Source organism: Camelimonas lactis, assembly GCF_004342915.1.
Taxonomy (GTDB): Bacteria; Pseudomonadota; Alphaproteobacteria; order Rhizobiales; family Beijerinckiaceae; genus Camelimonas; species Camelimonas lactis.
Genome location: NZ_SLWL01000008.1, coordinates 36,754 through 52,587, shown reverse-complemented (window position 1 = coordinate 52,587; position 15,834 = coordinate 36,754). Strand labels below are relative to the sequence as shown.

Below are 15,834 nucleotides of genomic sequence, written 5' to 3'. Positions count from 1 at the left end.
GTCGTCCTGCATGCCGGCTTGCCAGCGCGCCCATGGCCGGTTGTCGGCGTTCATGGCGCCCCGGGAGGCGCCTGCCCGGCGTCAAATGCTTTAGAGGAGACTTTCATCCTGGGTTGGTGCTTTAAGCGGGACGGTCGTCCTGGCTTATCTGCGAATCTGCGCCGGCCCCGGCGCGTCCTGATGTGGGGAAACTGAGATCATGGGTCCATTGTTTCGGGCATTTGTCGCGGCGCTCGCCCTGCCGCTGTTACTGGCGGCCTGCGGCGACAGGGAGCCTGAACAGCGCAAGGCGTTCATCCAATTGCTCGACCAGCGGGTGGTGACGCCGGCCGGCGTGCGCCTGCCCAAACTGAACGATGAAGAAAAGGCGAAGCTGGGTGAAACCTACAACGCCCAGTTCGACATCATCAGCAATTTCCACGAAAGCCTGAACACCACCTTCGCCGCCATTCCCAAGGTCATGAACAACGCCGCCCTGCGCAAGCTCGACGATCTGCCGGCCAGCCGCAAGGCGCTGGAGGAAACGCGCGACGTGCTGAGGTCCGCCGGCGCGGCCATGGACACGGCGGAGCAGAAGGCCATCGGCGCCCGGGCGGCGCTGAAGCAGCCTGAAGACCTCAAGACCGTTTACGACAAGGCCTTCGACAAGATGATCACCACCCCGGTGGCGGCCGCCCGCAAGCTGTTCGGCAGCGGCAACGCCGTGATCGGCGATGGCCTTCAGCTCATCGATTATCTGGAGGCCAACAAGGACAGGGTCACGTTCAGCGGCGGCGCCCTCCAGGCGCGCGATCCCGGCGCCCGCGGAGAGGTCAACGCCCTGCTGGGCAAACTGAACGCCGACTCGCAAAAGCTGGCCGGCGACGTGCAGGCGCTGAACAGGATCGGCAGGGGACAGTAACCGGCGCGCCCCAACGCCCGGCCATTTTGTTCCGGCCAGTCTCCAGGTCATATTGTTGCAGGTCATGGGCTTGCGCGCCATATGACTGATTGGAAACGACAACTGGCGGCGGGCCAAGGCGCCCGCGCCACCGGCAACGGGAGATGCGTCATGCCAGACACCTTGTCCGCAGTTGAGCTTCAGGAGCGTATCGCGCTGGCCCGCCGCAACCTTGCGGCGCTGACCGAGCAGGCCGCGGCCTTCTCCGGCGCGGCGGATGAAGAACTGGCCGCCCAGCGCATCGCCACCCAGCAGAAACTGCTGGACGACCTGTTGCAACAACAGGAAGAGCAGCGTCGTCAGGACCGCGCAGGTTAACCCGGCAGGTTAACGGGCAGAACCTGGCTGCCTGGTCGCCTCTTCCGCTTCAGACCGGCGCAGGCGCCACGGGGCCGCGCCGGCGCCTTCCCGGCTGGCGGTGATGTGAGCCGTCATGCGGCCTTTACATGATAAGTGTCGGCGCCCGGTTGAGTCGTGAGCCTCGCGCAACCCTTATGTTCGCAGCGGCTGGCGCCGGCCGGATCTGAACGGATCGACGGAGCTGACTGTGAACCGATTGCGCGCTGTAACGCTTGGCCTCTTTCTCGGATGCGCGACCGCCGCCCTGGCGCAGGCGCCAGCGGCCCCTGCCCCCGCGGCGGCGCCCGCCGCGCCGGTCGACGCGGAGGCGACCCGGGCGGTCATCGCCAGGCTGAACCCCTATGTCGCCCTGCTCAACCGGACCATGCGCGCCACGGACTCGATCGCCCGCTATGAAAGCTGGGTGAACATGAACACCGGCCCCACCGGCAAGGAGCGCATCATCTACGGCCTGTACTCGCTGTATGACGTGCGCGGCGAGATCGACAAGGCGAAGGCGGCCATCGCCATGCCGCCGCCCATGCCGGCGCTGGACGCCGCCATTGCCGATTACATCAAGGCATATGAAACCCTGGCGCCGCTGGTCACTGAAGCCGACGGTTATTACACCCGCAAGGATTACACCGACGACAAAATGGCCGGCGGCAAGGAACTGCACGCCCGTCTCGCCCCCGCCATGGCGGCCTTTCGCAAGGAGCGCGCCCGCGTTGACGCCCTGCTCGCCGTGGAAAAGGCGAAGGCCGACGCGGCGGAACTGGCGCTGATCGAACAGACCGAAGGCAAAAAAGCCCGCTGGCAGGTGGCGAACGTCATGTTGCGCGCCCGCCAGGCGGTGGACCTGTTCCCGTCGCAGAACAGGCCGGTGGTCGACATGCCGGCGTTCGAGGCCGCCGTGCTGGCCTATGCGGCGGCGGTGAAGGAGATGGACGCCTATTCGGCCGCCAACCCGGGTTCGTTCTTCGTCTTCGAATCGCGCCCGCGTGATTTCCTCGGCAAGCTGCGCACCTTCCGCGACAAGCTGCAAAAGTCGAAGGGCGACGCCCGCAAGGGCGCGGGTCGCGATCTCGACTGGCTGGTGCGCGACTATAACATGATGGTGTCGACCTCCCGCGACGCCACCCGCTTCGCCAAATAGCCGGTCCAGACCGTCTGGGGCCATCGCCGCTGGATCAGGCGGCGACGCCAGGCGCCTGATCCAGCCCTGCTTTCTGGCGGCCCTCTTGAAATCCGGCAATTTGCCAGTAAATTATGGGCATGTTGCCGGAGCGGCCATTCGATGGCCTGCCGGCGCGGGATCGTCAGAGGTCGAAATGTCAGCGGTCATCGAGGAAGTCGTCCGCAAACTTGGCGGACAGCCGGTTCTGGGGCGCCAGGTGCGCTCCCAGGCCGATCTTGCGCTCGCGGTGCGCGGCCGCCTGCCGTTGCAGGCGTTGCGCGGCCTCGCCCAGGCCGGCATCTCCGAGCAGGAGATTGAGCGCTTCGTCATCCCGCAGCGCACGCGCCGCCATCGCGCCGACCGCCAGCAGCCGCTGACAGTGGATGAATCCGACCGGGCGGTGCGCCTGCTGCGCATCCAGACCCTGGCCGAAGACACCTTTGGTGACCGTGACAAGGCCAGCCGCTGGCTGCGCCGCCCGCTGGCGGCGCTCGACGGCGAAACGCCGCTGGACGTGGCCCAGACGGAAACCGGGGCCCGGGTGATCGAAACCGTTCTGGCGAAAATCGCCTGGGGCGCGGCCGCCTGACGGCGGGCCATCCATGGTGGAGCGATGATTCTGTGGCGCCTGTCGGGCGAGATTCATGCCCGCGCCTTCGATGGCGGCTATGGCCAGCTGTATGACGGCCGCTGGAACACGGCGGGCCATCCGGTCACCTATTGCGCCACCTCGCCGTCGCTCTGCGTGCTGGAGAAGCTGGTGCATGTCGAAGACCCGGATCTGCTGCCGGCCCTCGCCATGGTGCGCTACGACATTCCCGACGATCTCGCCATCGAAACCCTGACGCCCGGCGACCTGCCCGAAGCCTGGCGTCGCCAGGAAAGCTGGACCCAACGGCGCGGCGACCAGTGGAGCCGGGAAATGACGGCGCCGCTGCTGTGCGTTCCCTCCGCCATCGTGCCGCTGGCGGACGCGCCGGACATGAACATGCTCATCAACCACCGGCACCCGGACGCGACGCGCATCAGCATCCGGGCGGTGGAGCCGTTCGTTCTCGATGTGCGGCTATTTTGAAGCTGGCCTGCCTGCGGCATGGCCGGGCTTGCGCCGGTCCATGCCACACAACAACACTCCAAAAAAACGCTGATGAAACCGCCCGCGACAAATCCAGCCTCAACGCGTGGATGCCCGGAACAGGCCCGGGCATGACGCGGCGGCGATCGGCGTCGCCTTCCGGCGCCGGATGCGGCGACGCTCCGGGGCCGGATATGGCGACGCGGTCTGTCCCGGGTTATCGCGCCGACACCAGTTCGCCGATCGCTTCCCATGACTTGCCGTTGAAGCGCATCATCTGCATGGCCTTCAGCGGCCCATGGTCATCCGGAGTGATGGTGGCGGTGACGCCGGGAAGCAGCATGGGAATCTCCATGTTGCGGATGCCTTCCAGCGCCGCCACCAGATTTTCACGGGTCGGCTTGGGGCCGGCGCGCAGCAGCGCCTGCTCCATGGCGTAGGCCATGCCGTAGGCGTAGGGGTTCAGCCAGTCGTTCTTGGCGCCGGAGGGGTAGTATTTGTCCATGAAGGCTTCCCAAGCCTTGTAGTCCGGGCTGTCCTTCCACTGCGGATCGGTCGGCTGTTTGACGTAGGACGTGGAGATGATGCCCACGGACTTGTCCAGACCGGCGCCGGTCAGCACCGGATCGACCGAATTGGAAACGCTCGGCACGATGAACACCGGCTTCCAGCCCAATGCATCAACGGCGCGGATCGACTGGGCGGCGAACTTCGGCGTCGTGGCGCTGATAAAGACATTGGCGCCGGCGCTGCGCAGGCGCGAAATCTGCGAATCCACCGTGGCGTCGGAGAGCTCGTAGGCGATCGCCTCGACAATGGCGTTCTTCCTGTCGCCGAGCCCCTCGCGCAGGCCATGCAGGATGTCCTTGCCGTAGTCATCATTCTGGTACAGCACGCCGATCTTCGGGTCCTTGACGTTCTCAAGGATATATTTGGCGTAGATTTTCCCTTCCGTCGGGTAATCGACGTTCCAGGCGAAGGTCCACGGGAACTTCTTCGGCTGGTTCCAGCGCGACGCGCCGGACGACACAAAGATTTGCGGCACCTTCTTGCTGTTCAGCCAGGCCTGGGTGGCCGAGGAGGTCGGCGTGCCGATGGGCAGGAAGATGGCGAGAACGTCTTCGCCCTCCACCAGCTTGCGGGTCTGCTCGATGGCCTTGGGCGGCGTGAAGGCGTCGTCCAGGCTAATGATGCGCACCTTGCGTCCATGCACGCCGCCACGGGCGTTGACCATGTCGAAATAGGCGACCGCCGCTTTGGCGATGGTGCCATAGGCCGAGGCCGGGCCGCTATAAGGCGCGGTGTTGCCGAGTTTGATTTCGGTGTCGGTCACGCCATGCGTTTCGGCGGCGCCGGCCCCCGCCGCCATGGCGAGCGTCAGGCCAGCGGCCACACCCGCGGCAAGGCCCGCGTGGGTCAGTTTTCTGCTGAAAGCTGTTGCCAGAGTTCTCATGTTTTCCCCCCGTATGTAAAATTCTAAGCTGCCCGCGCCGGGATGAACGTTCGCCACGGCGCCTTTCATCCCGGCATGGCTCATCTGCGCTGCTTCCCTCCACGCAGCGACGACCGCCGCCCCTTCAGAGCGTGCGCGCGATGATTTCCTTCATCACTTCATTGGTCCCGGCATAAATGCGCTGGCCGCGTGAATCCGCATAAGCCCGCGCCACCGGATACTCCCGCATGAAACCATAGCCGCCGTGCATCTGCACGCACTGGTCGAGGACCTTCGCCTCGACGTCGGTGAGCCAGTATTTGCACATGGCCGCGTGCTCGGGCGGCAGGGCGCCGTCAAGGAAGCGCGATACGCACTGCTCCAGGAAGGCCCGCGCCACCGTCACTTCGGTCTTCATCTCGGCCAGCTTGAAGCGCAGGTGCTGGAACTGGCTGATCGACTGGCCGAAGGCCTGGCGCTGGTTGGTGTAGGCCAGGGTCTCGCGGAACGCCGCCTCGGCTCCCGCCACGGCGGTCATGCCGACCATCAGTCGCTCGCGGCCCAGCTGCGCCATCAGATAGTGCAGGCCCTCGCCGCGGACGCCAAGGATGTTGCTCGCCGGGACGCGGACGTTGTCGAAGAACAGCTCCGCCGTGTCCTGCGCCTTCTGGCCCAGCTTCTCCAGCACGCGGCCGCGACTGAAGCCGGTACGGTCCGCCTCCACCAGGAACAGCGTCTTCTTGCCCGGCGGATCGCCCTCGATCCCGGCCAGCACGATGATGAGATCGGCGTGCAGGCCGTTGGTGATGAAGGTTTTCTGACCGCTGATGAGGAAATCATCGCCGTCCGGCCTGGCGATGGTGCGCGTGCCCTTCAGGTCGCTGCCGGCGCCCGGCTCGGTCATGGCGATGGACAGCACCACATCGCCGCTGGCGCAGCCGGGCAGCCAGCGCTGCTTCTGCTCTTCCGTGCCGTAATGGACGATGTAGGGCGCGATGATTTCCGCGTGGGTGTAGAACCCCGGCAGGGCGATGAAGGCGCGGGCGAACTCCTCGATAATCACCAGGGCGTGGTGAATGCCGGCGCCCGAGCCGCCCCACGCTTCCGGCAGGCAACAACCGAGAAAACCGGCGTCGCCCATCTTGCGCCACAGCTCGCGCGGCATGGCGCCGTCGCGCTCCCACTGGCTGTAATGGGGGGCGATCTCGCGGGCGATGAAACGGGCGACGGACTGGCGCAGCGCTTCGTGCTCCGCCGTCAGGTGGGACTGATCGGTCATCGCTGTCTCCTCAGGGACCGCCGAAGCCCATCCAGCCGCCATCGACGGGCAGGATGACGCCGTTCACATAAGAGGCCGCGCCGGAGGCGAGGAACGCGACGGCGCTGGCGATTTCTTCCGGGTGGCCCATGCGGCGCATCGGCAGCTTGCGCTCGATCTGGGCGCGCTCGACGCCGACCTTCTCGAACATGCCGAAGGCCAGCGCGGTTTCGATGTAGCCCGGAGAAATGGCGTTGACGCGCAGGCCGCGCCCGGCCCATTCGCTGGCGAGGCAGCGGGTGAGATGCACCACCGCCGCCTTGGACACCGCATAGGCGTTGGAGCCGGGAATGCCCATCATGCCGGCGATGGAGGCGATGTTGACGATGGCGCCGCGGCCGCGCCGCGCCAGGATGTGCCGGCCGATGGCGCGCGACACCAGGAACGTGCCGCGCAGGTTGATGTCCATCACCTGCTGCCAGGCGTCGATGTCCTGGTCGATGGTGCGGACGATCGGCTCGCCAACGCCGGCGTTGTTGACCAGCACGTCGATCTCACCGGCCAGCGCCAGCGCCGCCTCAACCATGGCGTCCGGTCCGGTCTTCTCGCCGATATCGCCGGCCACGGCGTAAAAGGCGCGTTGCGGAAATTGCGCCTTCAGTTCGGTGAGGGCGGCGTCGAGGCGGGCCCCGTCGCGGTCGGCCAGCACCACGTCGCCGCCGAGCCCGGCCAGCGTCCGGCAGATCGCCATGCCGATGCCCCCGGCGCCGCCGGTGACGAGCGCCGTCCTGCCGCTGAAATCCATCAGTTCAGACATTGTTGTTTTCCCTGGACGTTTCCCACATTCAGCTTTTTTTGCGCGCGGCGGATTTCTCGCGGAATTCCGTGACAAGCCGCTGGTGATCGGCGCTCACATTGGTCAGCGCCTCATAGGCGAGGCCTGTGTCCATCATGGCGACAGCGAGCTGGCGCAGGGCGATGTTGGTGGTGACCTTGCTCCAGCGGATCGCCTTCATGGCGCCGCCCGCCAGCCGGTCGGCGAAAGCGTCGACGGCGGCGTCGAGCTGTTCCGCCGGCACGGCGTGGTTGATCAGGCCGATCTCGGCGGCGCGCGGCGCGGCGATGGGATCGCCGGTGAGCAGAAATTCCTTGGCGCGGGCAAAGCCGATGAGCTGCGGCCAGATCACCGCGCCGCCGTCGCCCGCCACCATGCCAATGGAGACATGCGGATCGGCGATGATGGCCTTTTCGGCCGCGAAGCTGACGTCGCAGAACAGCGCGATGGTCGCGCCGAGGCCGACAGCCGGGCCGTTGATGCGGGCGATGGTCGGCTTTTCGCAGTCGATCAGCGAAAACACGATGGCTTTTGCCTCAGCGACGGTGGTTTCGAAGCTGTCGGGATTGTCGATGGCGTCCTGCATCCAGTCGACGTCGCCGCCGGCGCAGAAGGCGCGCCCGGCGCCGGTGAGCACGATCACGTCCGAATCGGGATCCTTGGCGGCGTCGGTGAACACCCGCGACAGTTCCTCGTGCAGCACGGCGTTGACGGCGTTGAGGCTGTCCGGCCGGTTCATGGTCAGGGTCAGCACCCGGCCGCGCCGGCTGAAGGTGATGGCCTTGTAATCCTGCTGGTTCATTCGCGTTTCCTGCCTGTTGTGTCGTTCACGCCGCGCCGGGACGAAAGCCCGGTGGGAACGGGCCCACCAGGACATCCCGGCGCTCCGGCGCGGCGCATGTCCACCGGCTTCGCATGTCCGCCGGCTTCACAGATACAGCGCCAGAAGGCCGTGCTGGCTCCCGCGCGCTCCGGAGATCGTCATCGCGCTCCGGCTACGTAATCTGATTTTCGATTCGCTAGTCGATTTTAATTGACATGTCCATCGGGACATTGAAAAAATCCATCCGCTGGCCACGACCCCAGCCACGCCCAAACGGCGCATGCGGGGCCGCGCCCGGCGACAACAACAATAACGGGCCGGACGGACGATCCGGATCTGGCGGGCTGCCAAAGGAACGTCCGCCCGGAGGCGAACACGTTCAGACCTGTCTTGAGGCGAATGGCTTCGCCTGAAGGCAGGAACCATCAAGGGGGGAACAGACATGATCATGCGTGAGAGACTGCAACGCATCCGCGGGAAAGGCGCCCTGCGGCGCCTGGCGCTGGCGACCATCGCCGGCGCCGCCATGGCGGCCGGGCCCGCCATGGCCCAGGACGGCAAACAGCCGGACATGCCGCCGCTCAAGATCGGCGTGCTCACCGACATGTCCGGCGTGCTGTCGTCGGGCCTCGGCGCCGGCTCGGTGGACGGCGCCCGCATGGCCATTGAAGATTTCGGCGGCAAGATGTTCGGCAAGCCGATCGAACTGGTGTTCGCCGACCATCAGAGCAAGGCGGACATTGGCGCCGGCGTCGCGCGCCGCTGGTTCGAGCAGGACAATGTCAGCATGATCGCCGACATCGGCGCCTCCGCCGTCGCCCTGGCGGTGAAGGAGCTGGTCGAAAGCCACAAGAAGATCTCCATCAACGTCGGCGCCTCCAGCTCCGACCTTACCGGCAAGGCCTGCTCGCCCAATACGGCGCAGTGGAGCCAGGACAGCTACATGTGGTCCAACGCCCTGCCCAAACGCCTGGTCGCTGAAGGCAAGAAGAAGTGGTTCCTGATCGTCCAGGACTGGGCGTTCGGCCACGCCATGCAGCGCGACGTCACCAGGGTCGTGGAAGCGGGCGGCGGAACCATCGTCGGCGCCGTGCGCCATCCGCCGGGCCTGCAGGACTATTCGTCGATCCTGTTACAGGCGCAGAACTCCGGCGCCGACGCGGTGGCGTTCCTGAACGCGGTCAGCGACCTGACCAATTCCGTGAAACAGGCGAAGGAGTTCGGGCTTGGCGCCGATGGCCGCCAGCAACTGGTCGCCCTCGCCTTCCTGCTCACCGACGCCCATGGCCTCGGCCCGGCCATGGCCCAGGGCATCCAGTTCTCGTCGGTCTGGTACTGGGACATGAACCCGGAGGCGCGCAAGTTCTCCGAACGCTTCATGGCGCGCAACAAGAGCATGCCGCACGAGGCGCACGCCGGCGTCTATAGCGCCGTGGCCCACTACCTGAAGGCCGTGCAGGCGGTCGGCTCCACCGACCCGGCGAAGGTCATGGCGGAAATGCGCAGGAATCCCGTCAAGGACTTCTACCAGGACAACGCCCGCCTGCGCGAGGACGGCCGCCTGCTGCGCAAGGTCTACCTGGCCCGCATGAAGACCCCGGAAGCCTCGAAAGGCCCTTGGGACTATTATGAGATCACCGGCGAAATCCCTGGCGAACAGGCTTTCCGCCCGCTGTCGGACGGAGCCTGCCCGTTGGTCAAGCAATAATCCGGCCGCCGGCAAAGCCTGGAGCGTTTGCCCGTGGCAAATGCTCCAGGGCGCTGGCCGTCCCGCTCCCGGCGCGGCCAGCGCCCTGCGCGACAGCCCGTTTGACCGCATGGCTGCGTCATGACGGGGCTTGCCGGCGGAACGGACGCCCGGGCCGCTTCGGCAAAGCAGGCCATTCAGCAGGCGGGAGCGAAATTCCCATTCAGTGCGGCGGGGTTTTGCTCTAGAGGACAGACCCGGCGGCGGCGGCCAGCATACGGCTCCGGCGCTCCATACGTCGCCAGCTTCATCACGGGCGGTCCATTGCCGGGCTGCCTGCCTGGTCGTGAACGGAGTCAACCCAACGCCGTTCCGGCCGCACCGCAAAGGAACGGATCCCGCTTTATGGCGCGTTCAAGAATACGGCCGGCAGATTCCGGCGCCGACCGTGCAGCAGCCACGGGCAGCGCTTCCGCCGCCGCAGCCGCAACCACAGTCGCCGCCACTGGCGCGCGGGCGCGGGCGCCGCGCAAACCCCGCCTCAGCCGTCAGGAAAAATCGGAACGCACCCGCGCCGCGATCTGTCAGGCGGCGGCCGAAGTGATTGGCGAATATGGCTACGCCAACGCCTCCATTTCCCGCATCATGGAGCGCGCCGGCCTGGGGCACGGCACCTTCTACGCCTATTTCGACAGCCGGCAGGATCTGTTCGACGCCCTGCTGCCCATGAAGGGCGAGGAGGTGCTGGGTTTCGTCCAGGAACGGGTGCGCGGCGCCCCTGACTTCATCGACATGGAGTACCGGGGGTTCCTCGGCTTCTTCGAATACGTCCAGAAGCATCCATGGTTCTTCCGGCTGCTGCACGAAGCCCAGGTCGCGGCGCCGGACGGCCACCACCGCCACATCAACAATATCCTTACCCGCTACCGCAAGGCGCTCAGGCGCGCCCATGACGCTGGCGAGATGCCCGGTTACGACGCCAGCGAACTGGATACGCTGGCGTTCCTGCTGATGTCAGCCCGCGATTACGTCTACTCGCAGCAGGTGGCGCGCAGCGACGACGCCGCCGAAACCATCCAGCAGGCCGTCAGGACCTATGCGAAATTCGTCGCCCACGGTTTGCGCGGCGCGGAGCCACAACCGCAGACGCCAGCCGGCGACAAAACCGGCGTGGCGCCCCGCGAAGCGCGCGGGCGGAAAAAGCCTGAAGACCACCAACCATAAATGGCGACAAGGGAGCGAAACGGCATGACAGCGGTTATCAGCGAGCAGATCGACGGCGTGTTGCGCCTGCAACTCAACGAGCCGGAAACGATGAACGCCCTCAGCGCCGGCATCTCCGACGGCCTGGCCGGGGCGGCGCGATCGTTCACCACCAATCCCGACCTGCGCTGCCTGCTCGTCACCGGCTCGGGCCGGGCGTTCTGCGCTGGCGGCGATATCTCCGGCATGGGCGTGCGGCCGGCGGCCGAGATGCTGGCCTCCATGGAGGAGTTCCACCTGTGGGTGCGGCTGCTGCTGGCGGCGCAGAAGCCCATCGTCATGGCGGTGAACGGCGCCGCGGTCGGCGCCGGGTTCGCGCTGGCCATGATGGGCGACGTGGTTCTGGCCAGCCCGGAGGCGGTGTTCCGCTGCGCCTTCGTCGGCATCGGCGCGGCGCCGGATCTCGGCCTCGCCCGCACCCTGCCCCGCGCCATTGGTTACCAAAGGGCCAGCGACATCCTGCTGACCAACCGGGTGGTGCGGGCGGAAGAGGCGCAGCAGATCGGCATGGTGTCGCGCGTCGTCGCGGCGGAGGCGCTGCAGGAAGAAGCCCTGAACACGGCGCGCCAGCTGGCCGCGGGCCCCACCCGGGCGCTCAGCCTCGCCAAGACCATGATGCGCGCCGGCCAGGAAGGTTCGCTCGACTCATTTCTGGCCCATGAGGCGCAGGCCCAGGCGATCGCCTTCACCACCCAGGACTTCGTGGAAGGCGTCGCCGCCTTCCGGGAGCGCCGGGCGCCGGCGTTCAGAGGGTACTGATCGTCATTGGGAAATGCTCTGGCGGAGGGGCGGCGCGCCGCCCCTCCGCCAACCGGCTCAGGCGAACCGTTCGACCAGCAGGAACTTCTGCACCTTGCCGGTGGGCGTGCGCGGCAGCGGCTCCGCCTGGCGGAAGATGGCGCGGGGGATCTTGAACCCGGCCAGCCGTTCGCGACACCAGGCCTCCAGCTCCGCGTCGCTCGCCTCGCCGCCCGCCTCCGGCACGATCAGGGCGGCGACCTTCTCCCCCCACATCGGATCGGGCAAGGCGAAGACGGCGGCGTCCGCCACCCGCGGGTGCGCCAGAAGAATTTCCTCAACCTCGGCCGAATGGACGTTCTGGCCGCCAGTGACGATCATCTCCTTCTTGCGACCGCTGATGGTGAGAAAACCCTCAGCGTCGATGAAGCCGATGTCGCCGGTATGCACCCAGCCATTACGGAAGGTCTCGGCCGTTTTCTCCGGGTTGCCGAAGTAGGCGGTGACCGCGTTGGGCGAACGGCCAATGATCTCGCCATGGCTGCCGGCCGGCAGCGGCGCGCCGCTGTCATCGACGATGCGCACTTCCGAGAACAGCGTCTGCCTGCCCTGGGAGGCGGGATTGCGTTTGCGGTCTTCCGGCGTGCTGACGACCAGGGCGCCAGTTTCCTGCATGCCGTAATATTCGTACAGGTCCTCGCACAAATGCGCCTGGGTCTGCTCGCGCACGGGCTGCGGCAGGCTGGCGCCGGCGAAGACGATGGCGCGCAGGGCGCGGGGCCGCGGCCGGTCGGCCGCCCGCGCCTGAAGCAGCATGGCCGCCATTGTTGGCACCAGGTTCAGAATGGTGACGCCTTCGCTGTCCATCAGCTCCAGCGCCCGCTCCGGCGCGAAATTGGTCAGGACGTTGGGCACGCCATACATGATGGCCCCGAGAATCCACGCCAGACCAACGCGACCGAACGCCGGAAACACGGTCATCACCACATCATGGCGCGTCATGTCGAAGGCATTGAACATCGGCCCGATGGCGCTGTTGTTGAACTGGGTCAGCACATAGGACTTCGGCAGGCCCGTGGTGCCGGAGGTCAGGTTGAAATAATAGGGATCTTCTTCCCGGATATCCCGCTCGATCCGCCCGGTGGAGGCCGCGTCGGTCAGCGCCTGGTAATCGTGCTCGCCGGCGCCATGACCCGCGCCAATGCGGATGACCGTGGGCAGGATGGCGGCCGTCGGGGCGGCCAGCGCCGCGAAACGATCCTCATAGATGATGCCCTTGGCGCCCATGGACTCGGCCAGGCTTTTGATCTCCGGCGCCGCCAGGCGGTAATTCAGCGGAATGCCGATGACGCCGGTGCGCGCCAGGGCGAAATAGATATCGATGATCTCGGCGCGATTGCTGACCAGGAAGGCCAGCACGTCGCCCTTGCGCAGCCCCAGCCCTTCGATGGCGTTGGCGAGCCGGTTGGCGCGCTCTTCCATCTGGGCGAAGGTGAAGCGCCGCCCCGTGTCGGCGCAGACAATCGCCAGCGCGTCCGGGAAGCGGATCGCCGCTGTTTCGAGATATGAGCCGACAAGCATGCGGCCAAGTGCGCGCTGCATTTGAATCCCCCATTTTCTGGTTATTGCGCGGCCTGTTCAGCCGCCCGGCCTTCCGGGCGGACAGGTCCCCTCCGGTTTCTCGCGCCATGGCGCCGTCCGCCCGGTTCACGCCAGGGCGCGAAACGCCATCGCATCCGCGCCCTGGAATAAGCATGCGCCGTTGCGCCCGCCCATGTGCAATCGTCCTGCGCGCCGCCCACGCATATCAGGCGGCGTCCAGGTAGCGCTGACGCAGGGTCCGCTTCAGGATCTTGCCCGCGCCCGACAGTGGCAGCGGCTCGGCCGACAGATCAACGCTGCGCGGGCACTTGTAGGCGGCGATGCGATCACGGCAGAAGCCAATCAGCTCCTCCGGCGAGGCGTCCGCGCCCGGGCGCAGCACCACCACCGCATGCACCTGCTCACCCCACCGCTCGCTGGGAATGCCGATCACGGCGCATTGGGCGACGGCGGGATGCTGGGCGAGCACGTTCTCCACCTCGATGGAGTAAACGTTTTCACCGCCGGAGATGATCATGTCCTTGATGCGGTCCACCACGTAGACATAGCCGTCCGCGTCCATGTAACCGCCGTCGCCCGTGTGCATCCAGCCGTCGACGATGGCTGCGGCGGTCTCGGCCGGCCGCTCCCAGTAACCCATCATCACCGTATCGCCGCGCACGATAATCTCGCCGATCTCGCCGCGCGGCAGCGGATTGTTGTTCTCGTCGACGATGCGCAGTTCGCAGGTCGCCACGGTGCGGCCGGCGCTGCGGTGGCGGCCCTTCGCCCGGTTCTCGCCGAGGTGATCTTCCGGCCGCAACAGCGTGCACATGGGCGACAGCTCCGTCATGCCATAGGCCTGAACGAACCTGACGCCGGGCAGGCGCTGCATGGCGCGGTCCAGCAACGCCTCGCTGATCGGCGACGCCCCATAGATGATCTGCTCCAGCGACGAGATGTCATGTCCGTCGATGTCGGGCGAATCCACCAGCATCTGGATCATGGTGGGCACCAGCATGATGTGCGTCACCCGGTATCTGTCGATGGCGGCGGCGACGGCGCCTGGCGTGAAGGCCGGCAGCATGACGTTGGAGCCGCCCAGCAGCATGTTGGCGTACATGACGCCGCCATTGCCCAGGTGGAACATCGGCGCCACGTGCATGTAACGCGAGCCCTGCCCCATCAGGTTGGCGCCGAGCGAGTTGACGGCGTTGAGCATCAGGTTGTGGTGGCTGAGCATCACGCCCTTGGAGCGGCCGGTGGTGCCGCCGGTGTAGAAGATGCCGGCGAGATCGGTCCCCTGACGCATGGCGTCGTCCACCGGCGCCGCGTCGGCGATCAGGCGCTCATAGTCGGCGAACCCTTCCGGCGCCGACTGCTCGCCCATATAGACCAGCGGCAGGTCGCCGATCGTTTGTGACAGCGCCTGCGCCATGGCGGCGAAGGCGTCATCGGCCAGCAGCAGGCTGGCGCGGCAGTCGCGCAGGGCGTCCTCGTTTTCCGCCTGGCTCCAGCGCACATTGAGCGGCACGATGACGGCGCCGGCCCAGGCCACGGCCAGATAAACCTCGAAATATTTGTCGTTGTTCTGGGACATCACCGCGACGCGGTCGCCGTGCTTCACCCCGAGGCCGTGCAGGGCGCCGGCGAAGCGTTGCACCCGCTCGCCGATCTCGGCCCAGGTGCGCTGGCGGTCGCCAAAGATGGTGGCGATGCCCTGGGGATTGTCGTCAAGAAATTTTCGCAATCCAAGCGTCGTGTTCATCGTGAACCCTCCCTTTGACCTGAAACTGGCGCGGGTGTTTTCTCACCCTTCTTTGAGCCAGCCGGCATTCTGAAGTTATCCGTCGTCCCTTTCCAGCCCCGCGGTCAGCCGCTGGGCAAAGTCTTCAGCAATTTTCTCCGGCGTCATGGGGCCATCCACCCGGTGCCAGTGCCCGATCCAGTTCAGGGCGCCGGCGATGGCGAAAGCCGCCATACGCGGGTCCGTGGGCCGGATGGAGCCATCGGCGACGCCGTCGGCGATCAGTTTCCGGAACAGGCCATCCAGATTCCGCTTCCGCTCAAGGATCGCGCGCCGGTTGATCTCGTCCAGGTCGCGGTCATCGAGCAACACCAGGCTCTTGCCGTAGGTCGTTGTCATGGTTTCCGCGTAGATGCGGATCAGCCGGCGCAGGCGGGCAAGACCGGAGCCTTCGCCCAGTTCCGCGCCGACGCGCTGTTGCAACCGCTCATGGCCGGACATCCAGCAGGAATACAGGATGTCTTCCTTGCTTCTGAAGTAATTGTAGAGCGCCGGCTTGGTGACATTCAGCCGCTCGGCCACCTCGTTCATGGTGACGTGATGATAGCCCTGCTCGATGAACAGGGTGAGCGCCATGTCCTGCACCGCCTCGATCTTCTGGTCGCGCGCCTTCTCCCGGTCTTCAACCGGCAGCCAGGGGGATGCGTTTTCATTGGCGGCGGACCCGGTCAAAAGAACATCCCTCCCAATACGTGACGCGCCGGGTTTTCAATGCGGAGGCGGCGCCCCCCATGCTCCAGAAACAGCGTCATGCGGCATGACCAGTTTGCCAGTCATGCGGCAAATTCCTGCAATGGGAAAGCCCGCCCACCTGTCGCGACGCAAGAGCGCCACCAGAGCGCCGCCATCGGAAGGAAGACGCATTGACAGACGTCCGAT

15 protein-coding genes are annotated in these 15,834 nt (G+C 66.3%); 8 read left to right on the top strand and 7 right to left on the bottom strand.

Going from position 1 to position 15,834, the window contains the following annotated elements; translation table 11 throughout:
• The first annotated feature begins 199 nt into the window (after nt 1–199).
• The 5 genes from EV666_RS10140 (at nt 200) to EV666_RS10120 (ending at nt 3,531) form a co-directional block, all read left to right on the top strand.
• Entirely contained in the window at nt 200–901 is a 702-nt protein-coding gene (locus EV666_RS10140; RefSeq protein WP_132007024.1) for a DUF3053 family protein, read from the top strand.
• 150 nt (nt 902–1,051) lie between these two features.
• Entirely contained in the window at nt 1,052–1,258 is a 207-nt protein-coding gene (locus EV666_RS10135) for a hypothetical protein (protein WP_132007021.1), read from the top strand.
• Between the two features lie 229 nt (nt 1,259–1,487).
• Nucleotides 1,488–2,435, top strand: a complete 948-nt coding sequence (locus EV666_RS10130) for a YiiG family protein (protein ID WP_245514344.1) — start codon at nt 1,488–1,490, stop codon at nt 2,433–2,435.
• A 175-nt stretch (nt 2,436–2,610) separates the two neighbouring features.
• Entirely contained in the window at nt 2,611–3,045 is a 435-nt protein-coding gene (gene parS, locus EV666_RS10125) for a type II RES/Xre toxin-antitoxin system antitoxin (RefSeq protein WP_132007018.1), read from the top strand.
• A 24-nt stretch (nt 3,046–3,069) separates the two neighbouring features.
• Nucleotides 3,070–3,531, top strand: a complete 462-nt coding sequence (locus EV666_RS10120; RefSeq protein ID WP_132007015.1) for an RES family NAD+ phosphorylase — start codon at nt 3,070–3,072, stop codon at nt 3,529–3,531.
• A 217-nt stretch (nt 3,532–3,748) separates the two neighbouring features.
• On the opposite strand, the gene EV666_RS10115 is transcribed toward EV666_RS10120, so the two are convergent.
• The 4 genes from EV666_RS10115 to EV666_RS10100 all read right to left on the bottom strand — a co-directional run bounded on the left by EV666_RS10115 (nt 3,749) and on the right by EV666_RS10100 (nt 7,858).
• Entirely contained in the window at nt 3,749–4,984 is a 1,236-nt protein-coding gene (locus EV666_RS10115) for an ABC transporter substrate-binding protein (protein ID WP_132007012.1), read from the bottom strand.
• A 124-nt stretch (nt 4,985–5,108) separates the two neighbouring features.
• The gene (locus EV666_RS10110) at nt 5,109–6,242 is read right to left on the bottom strand and encodes an acyl-CoA dehydrogenase family protein (protein WP_132007009.1); all 1,134 of its coding nucleotides are present in this window, start codon (nt 6,240–6,242) and stop codon (nt 5,109–5,111) included.
• A 10-nt stretch (nt 6,243–6,252) separates the two neighbouring features.
• On the bottom strand, nt 6,253–7,038 hold the full coding sequence (locus EV666_RS10105) for an SDR family NAD(P)-dependent oxidoreductase (RefSeq protein ID WP_132007006.1): 786 nt from the start codon (nt 7,036–7,038) through the stop codon (nt 6,253–6,255).
• A 28-nt stretch (nt 7,039–7,066) separates the two neighbouring features.
• Nucleotides 7,067–7,858 (bottom strand): enoyl-CoA hydratase/isomerase family protein, encoded by a 792-nt coding sequence (locus EV666_RS10100; protein WP_132007003.1) that lies wholly within the window; start codon nt 7,856–7,858, stop codon nt 7,067–7,069.
• A 463-nt stretch (nt 7,859–8,321) separates the two neighbouring features.
• Here EV666_RS10100 and EV666_RS10095 point away from each other — a divergent pair, with 463 nt between their 5' ends.
• From EV666_RS10095 to EV666_RS10085, 3 genes are all read left to right on the top strand, one after another.
• Nucleotides 8,322–9,587, top strand: a complete 1,266-nt coding sequence (locus EV666_RS10095; RefSeq protein ID WP_132007000.1) for an ABC transporter substrate-binding protein — start codon at nt 8,322–8,324, stop codon at nt 9,585–9,587.
• Nucleotides 9,588–9,971: 384 nt separating this feature from the next.
• Nucleotides 9,972–10,790, top strand: a complete 819-nt coding sequence (locus EV666_RS10090) for a TetR/AcrR family transcriptional regulator (RefSeq protein ID WP_165909965.1) — start codon at nt 9,972–9,974, stop codon at nt 10,788–10,790.
• Nucleotides 10,791–10,814: 24 nt separating this feature from the next.
• A complete protein-coding gene (locus EV666_RS10085; protein ID WP_245514343.1) occupies nt 10,815–11,588 on the top strand; it encodes an enoyl-CoA hydratase/isomerase family protein in 774 nt (257 codons plus the stop codon).
• Nucleotides 11,589–11,645: 57 nt separating this feature from the next.
• On the opposite strand, the gene EV666_RS10080 is transcribed toward EV666_RS10085, so the two are convergent.
• From EV666_RS10080 to EV666_RS10070, 3 genes are all read right to left on the bottom strand, one after another.
• Nucleotides 11,646–13,169, bottom strand: coding sequence for a class I adenylate-forming enzyme family protein (locus EV666_RS10080; RefSeq protein WP_132006990.1), 1,524 nt, complete (start codon nt 13,167–13,169; stop codon nt 11,646–11,648).
• Between the two features lie 205 nt (nt 13,170–13,374).
• Nucleotides 13,375–14,916: a long-chain-fatty-acid--CoA ligase gene (locus EV666_RS10075; RefSeq protein WP_132006987.1), complete on the bottom strand. Its 1,542-nt coding sequence runs from the start codon at nt 14,914–14,916 to the stop codon at nt 13,375–13,377.
• Nucleotides 14,917–14,991: 75 nt separating this feature from the next.
• Entirely contained in the window at nt 14,992–15,627 is a 636-nt protein-coding gene (locus tag EV666_RS10070; protein WP_245514342.1) for a TetR/AcrR family transcriptional regulator, read from the bottom strand.
• Nucleotides 15,628–15,834: the final 207 nt, after the last annotated feature.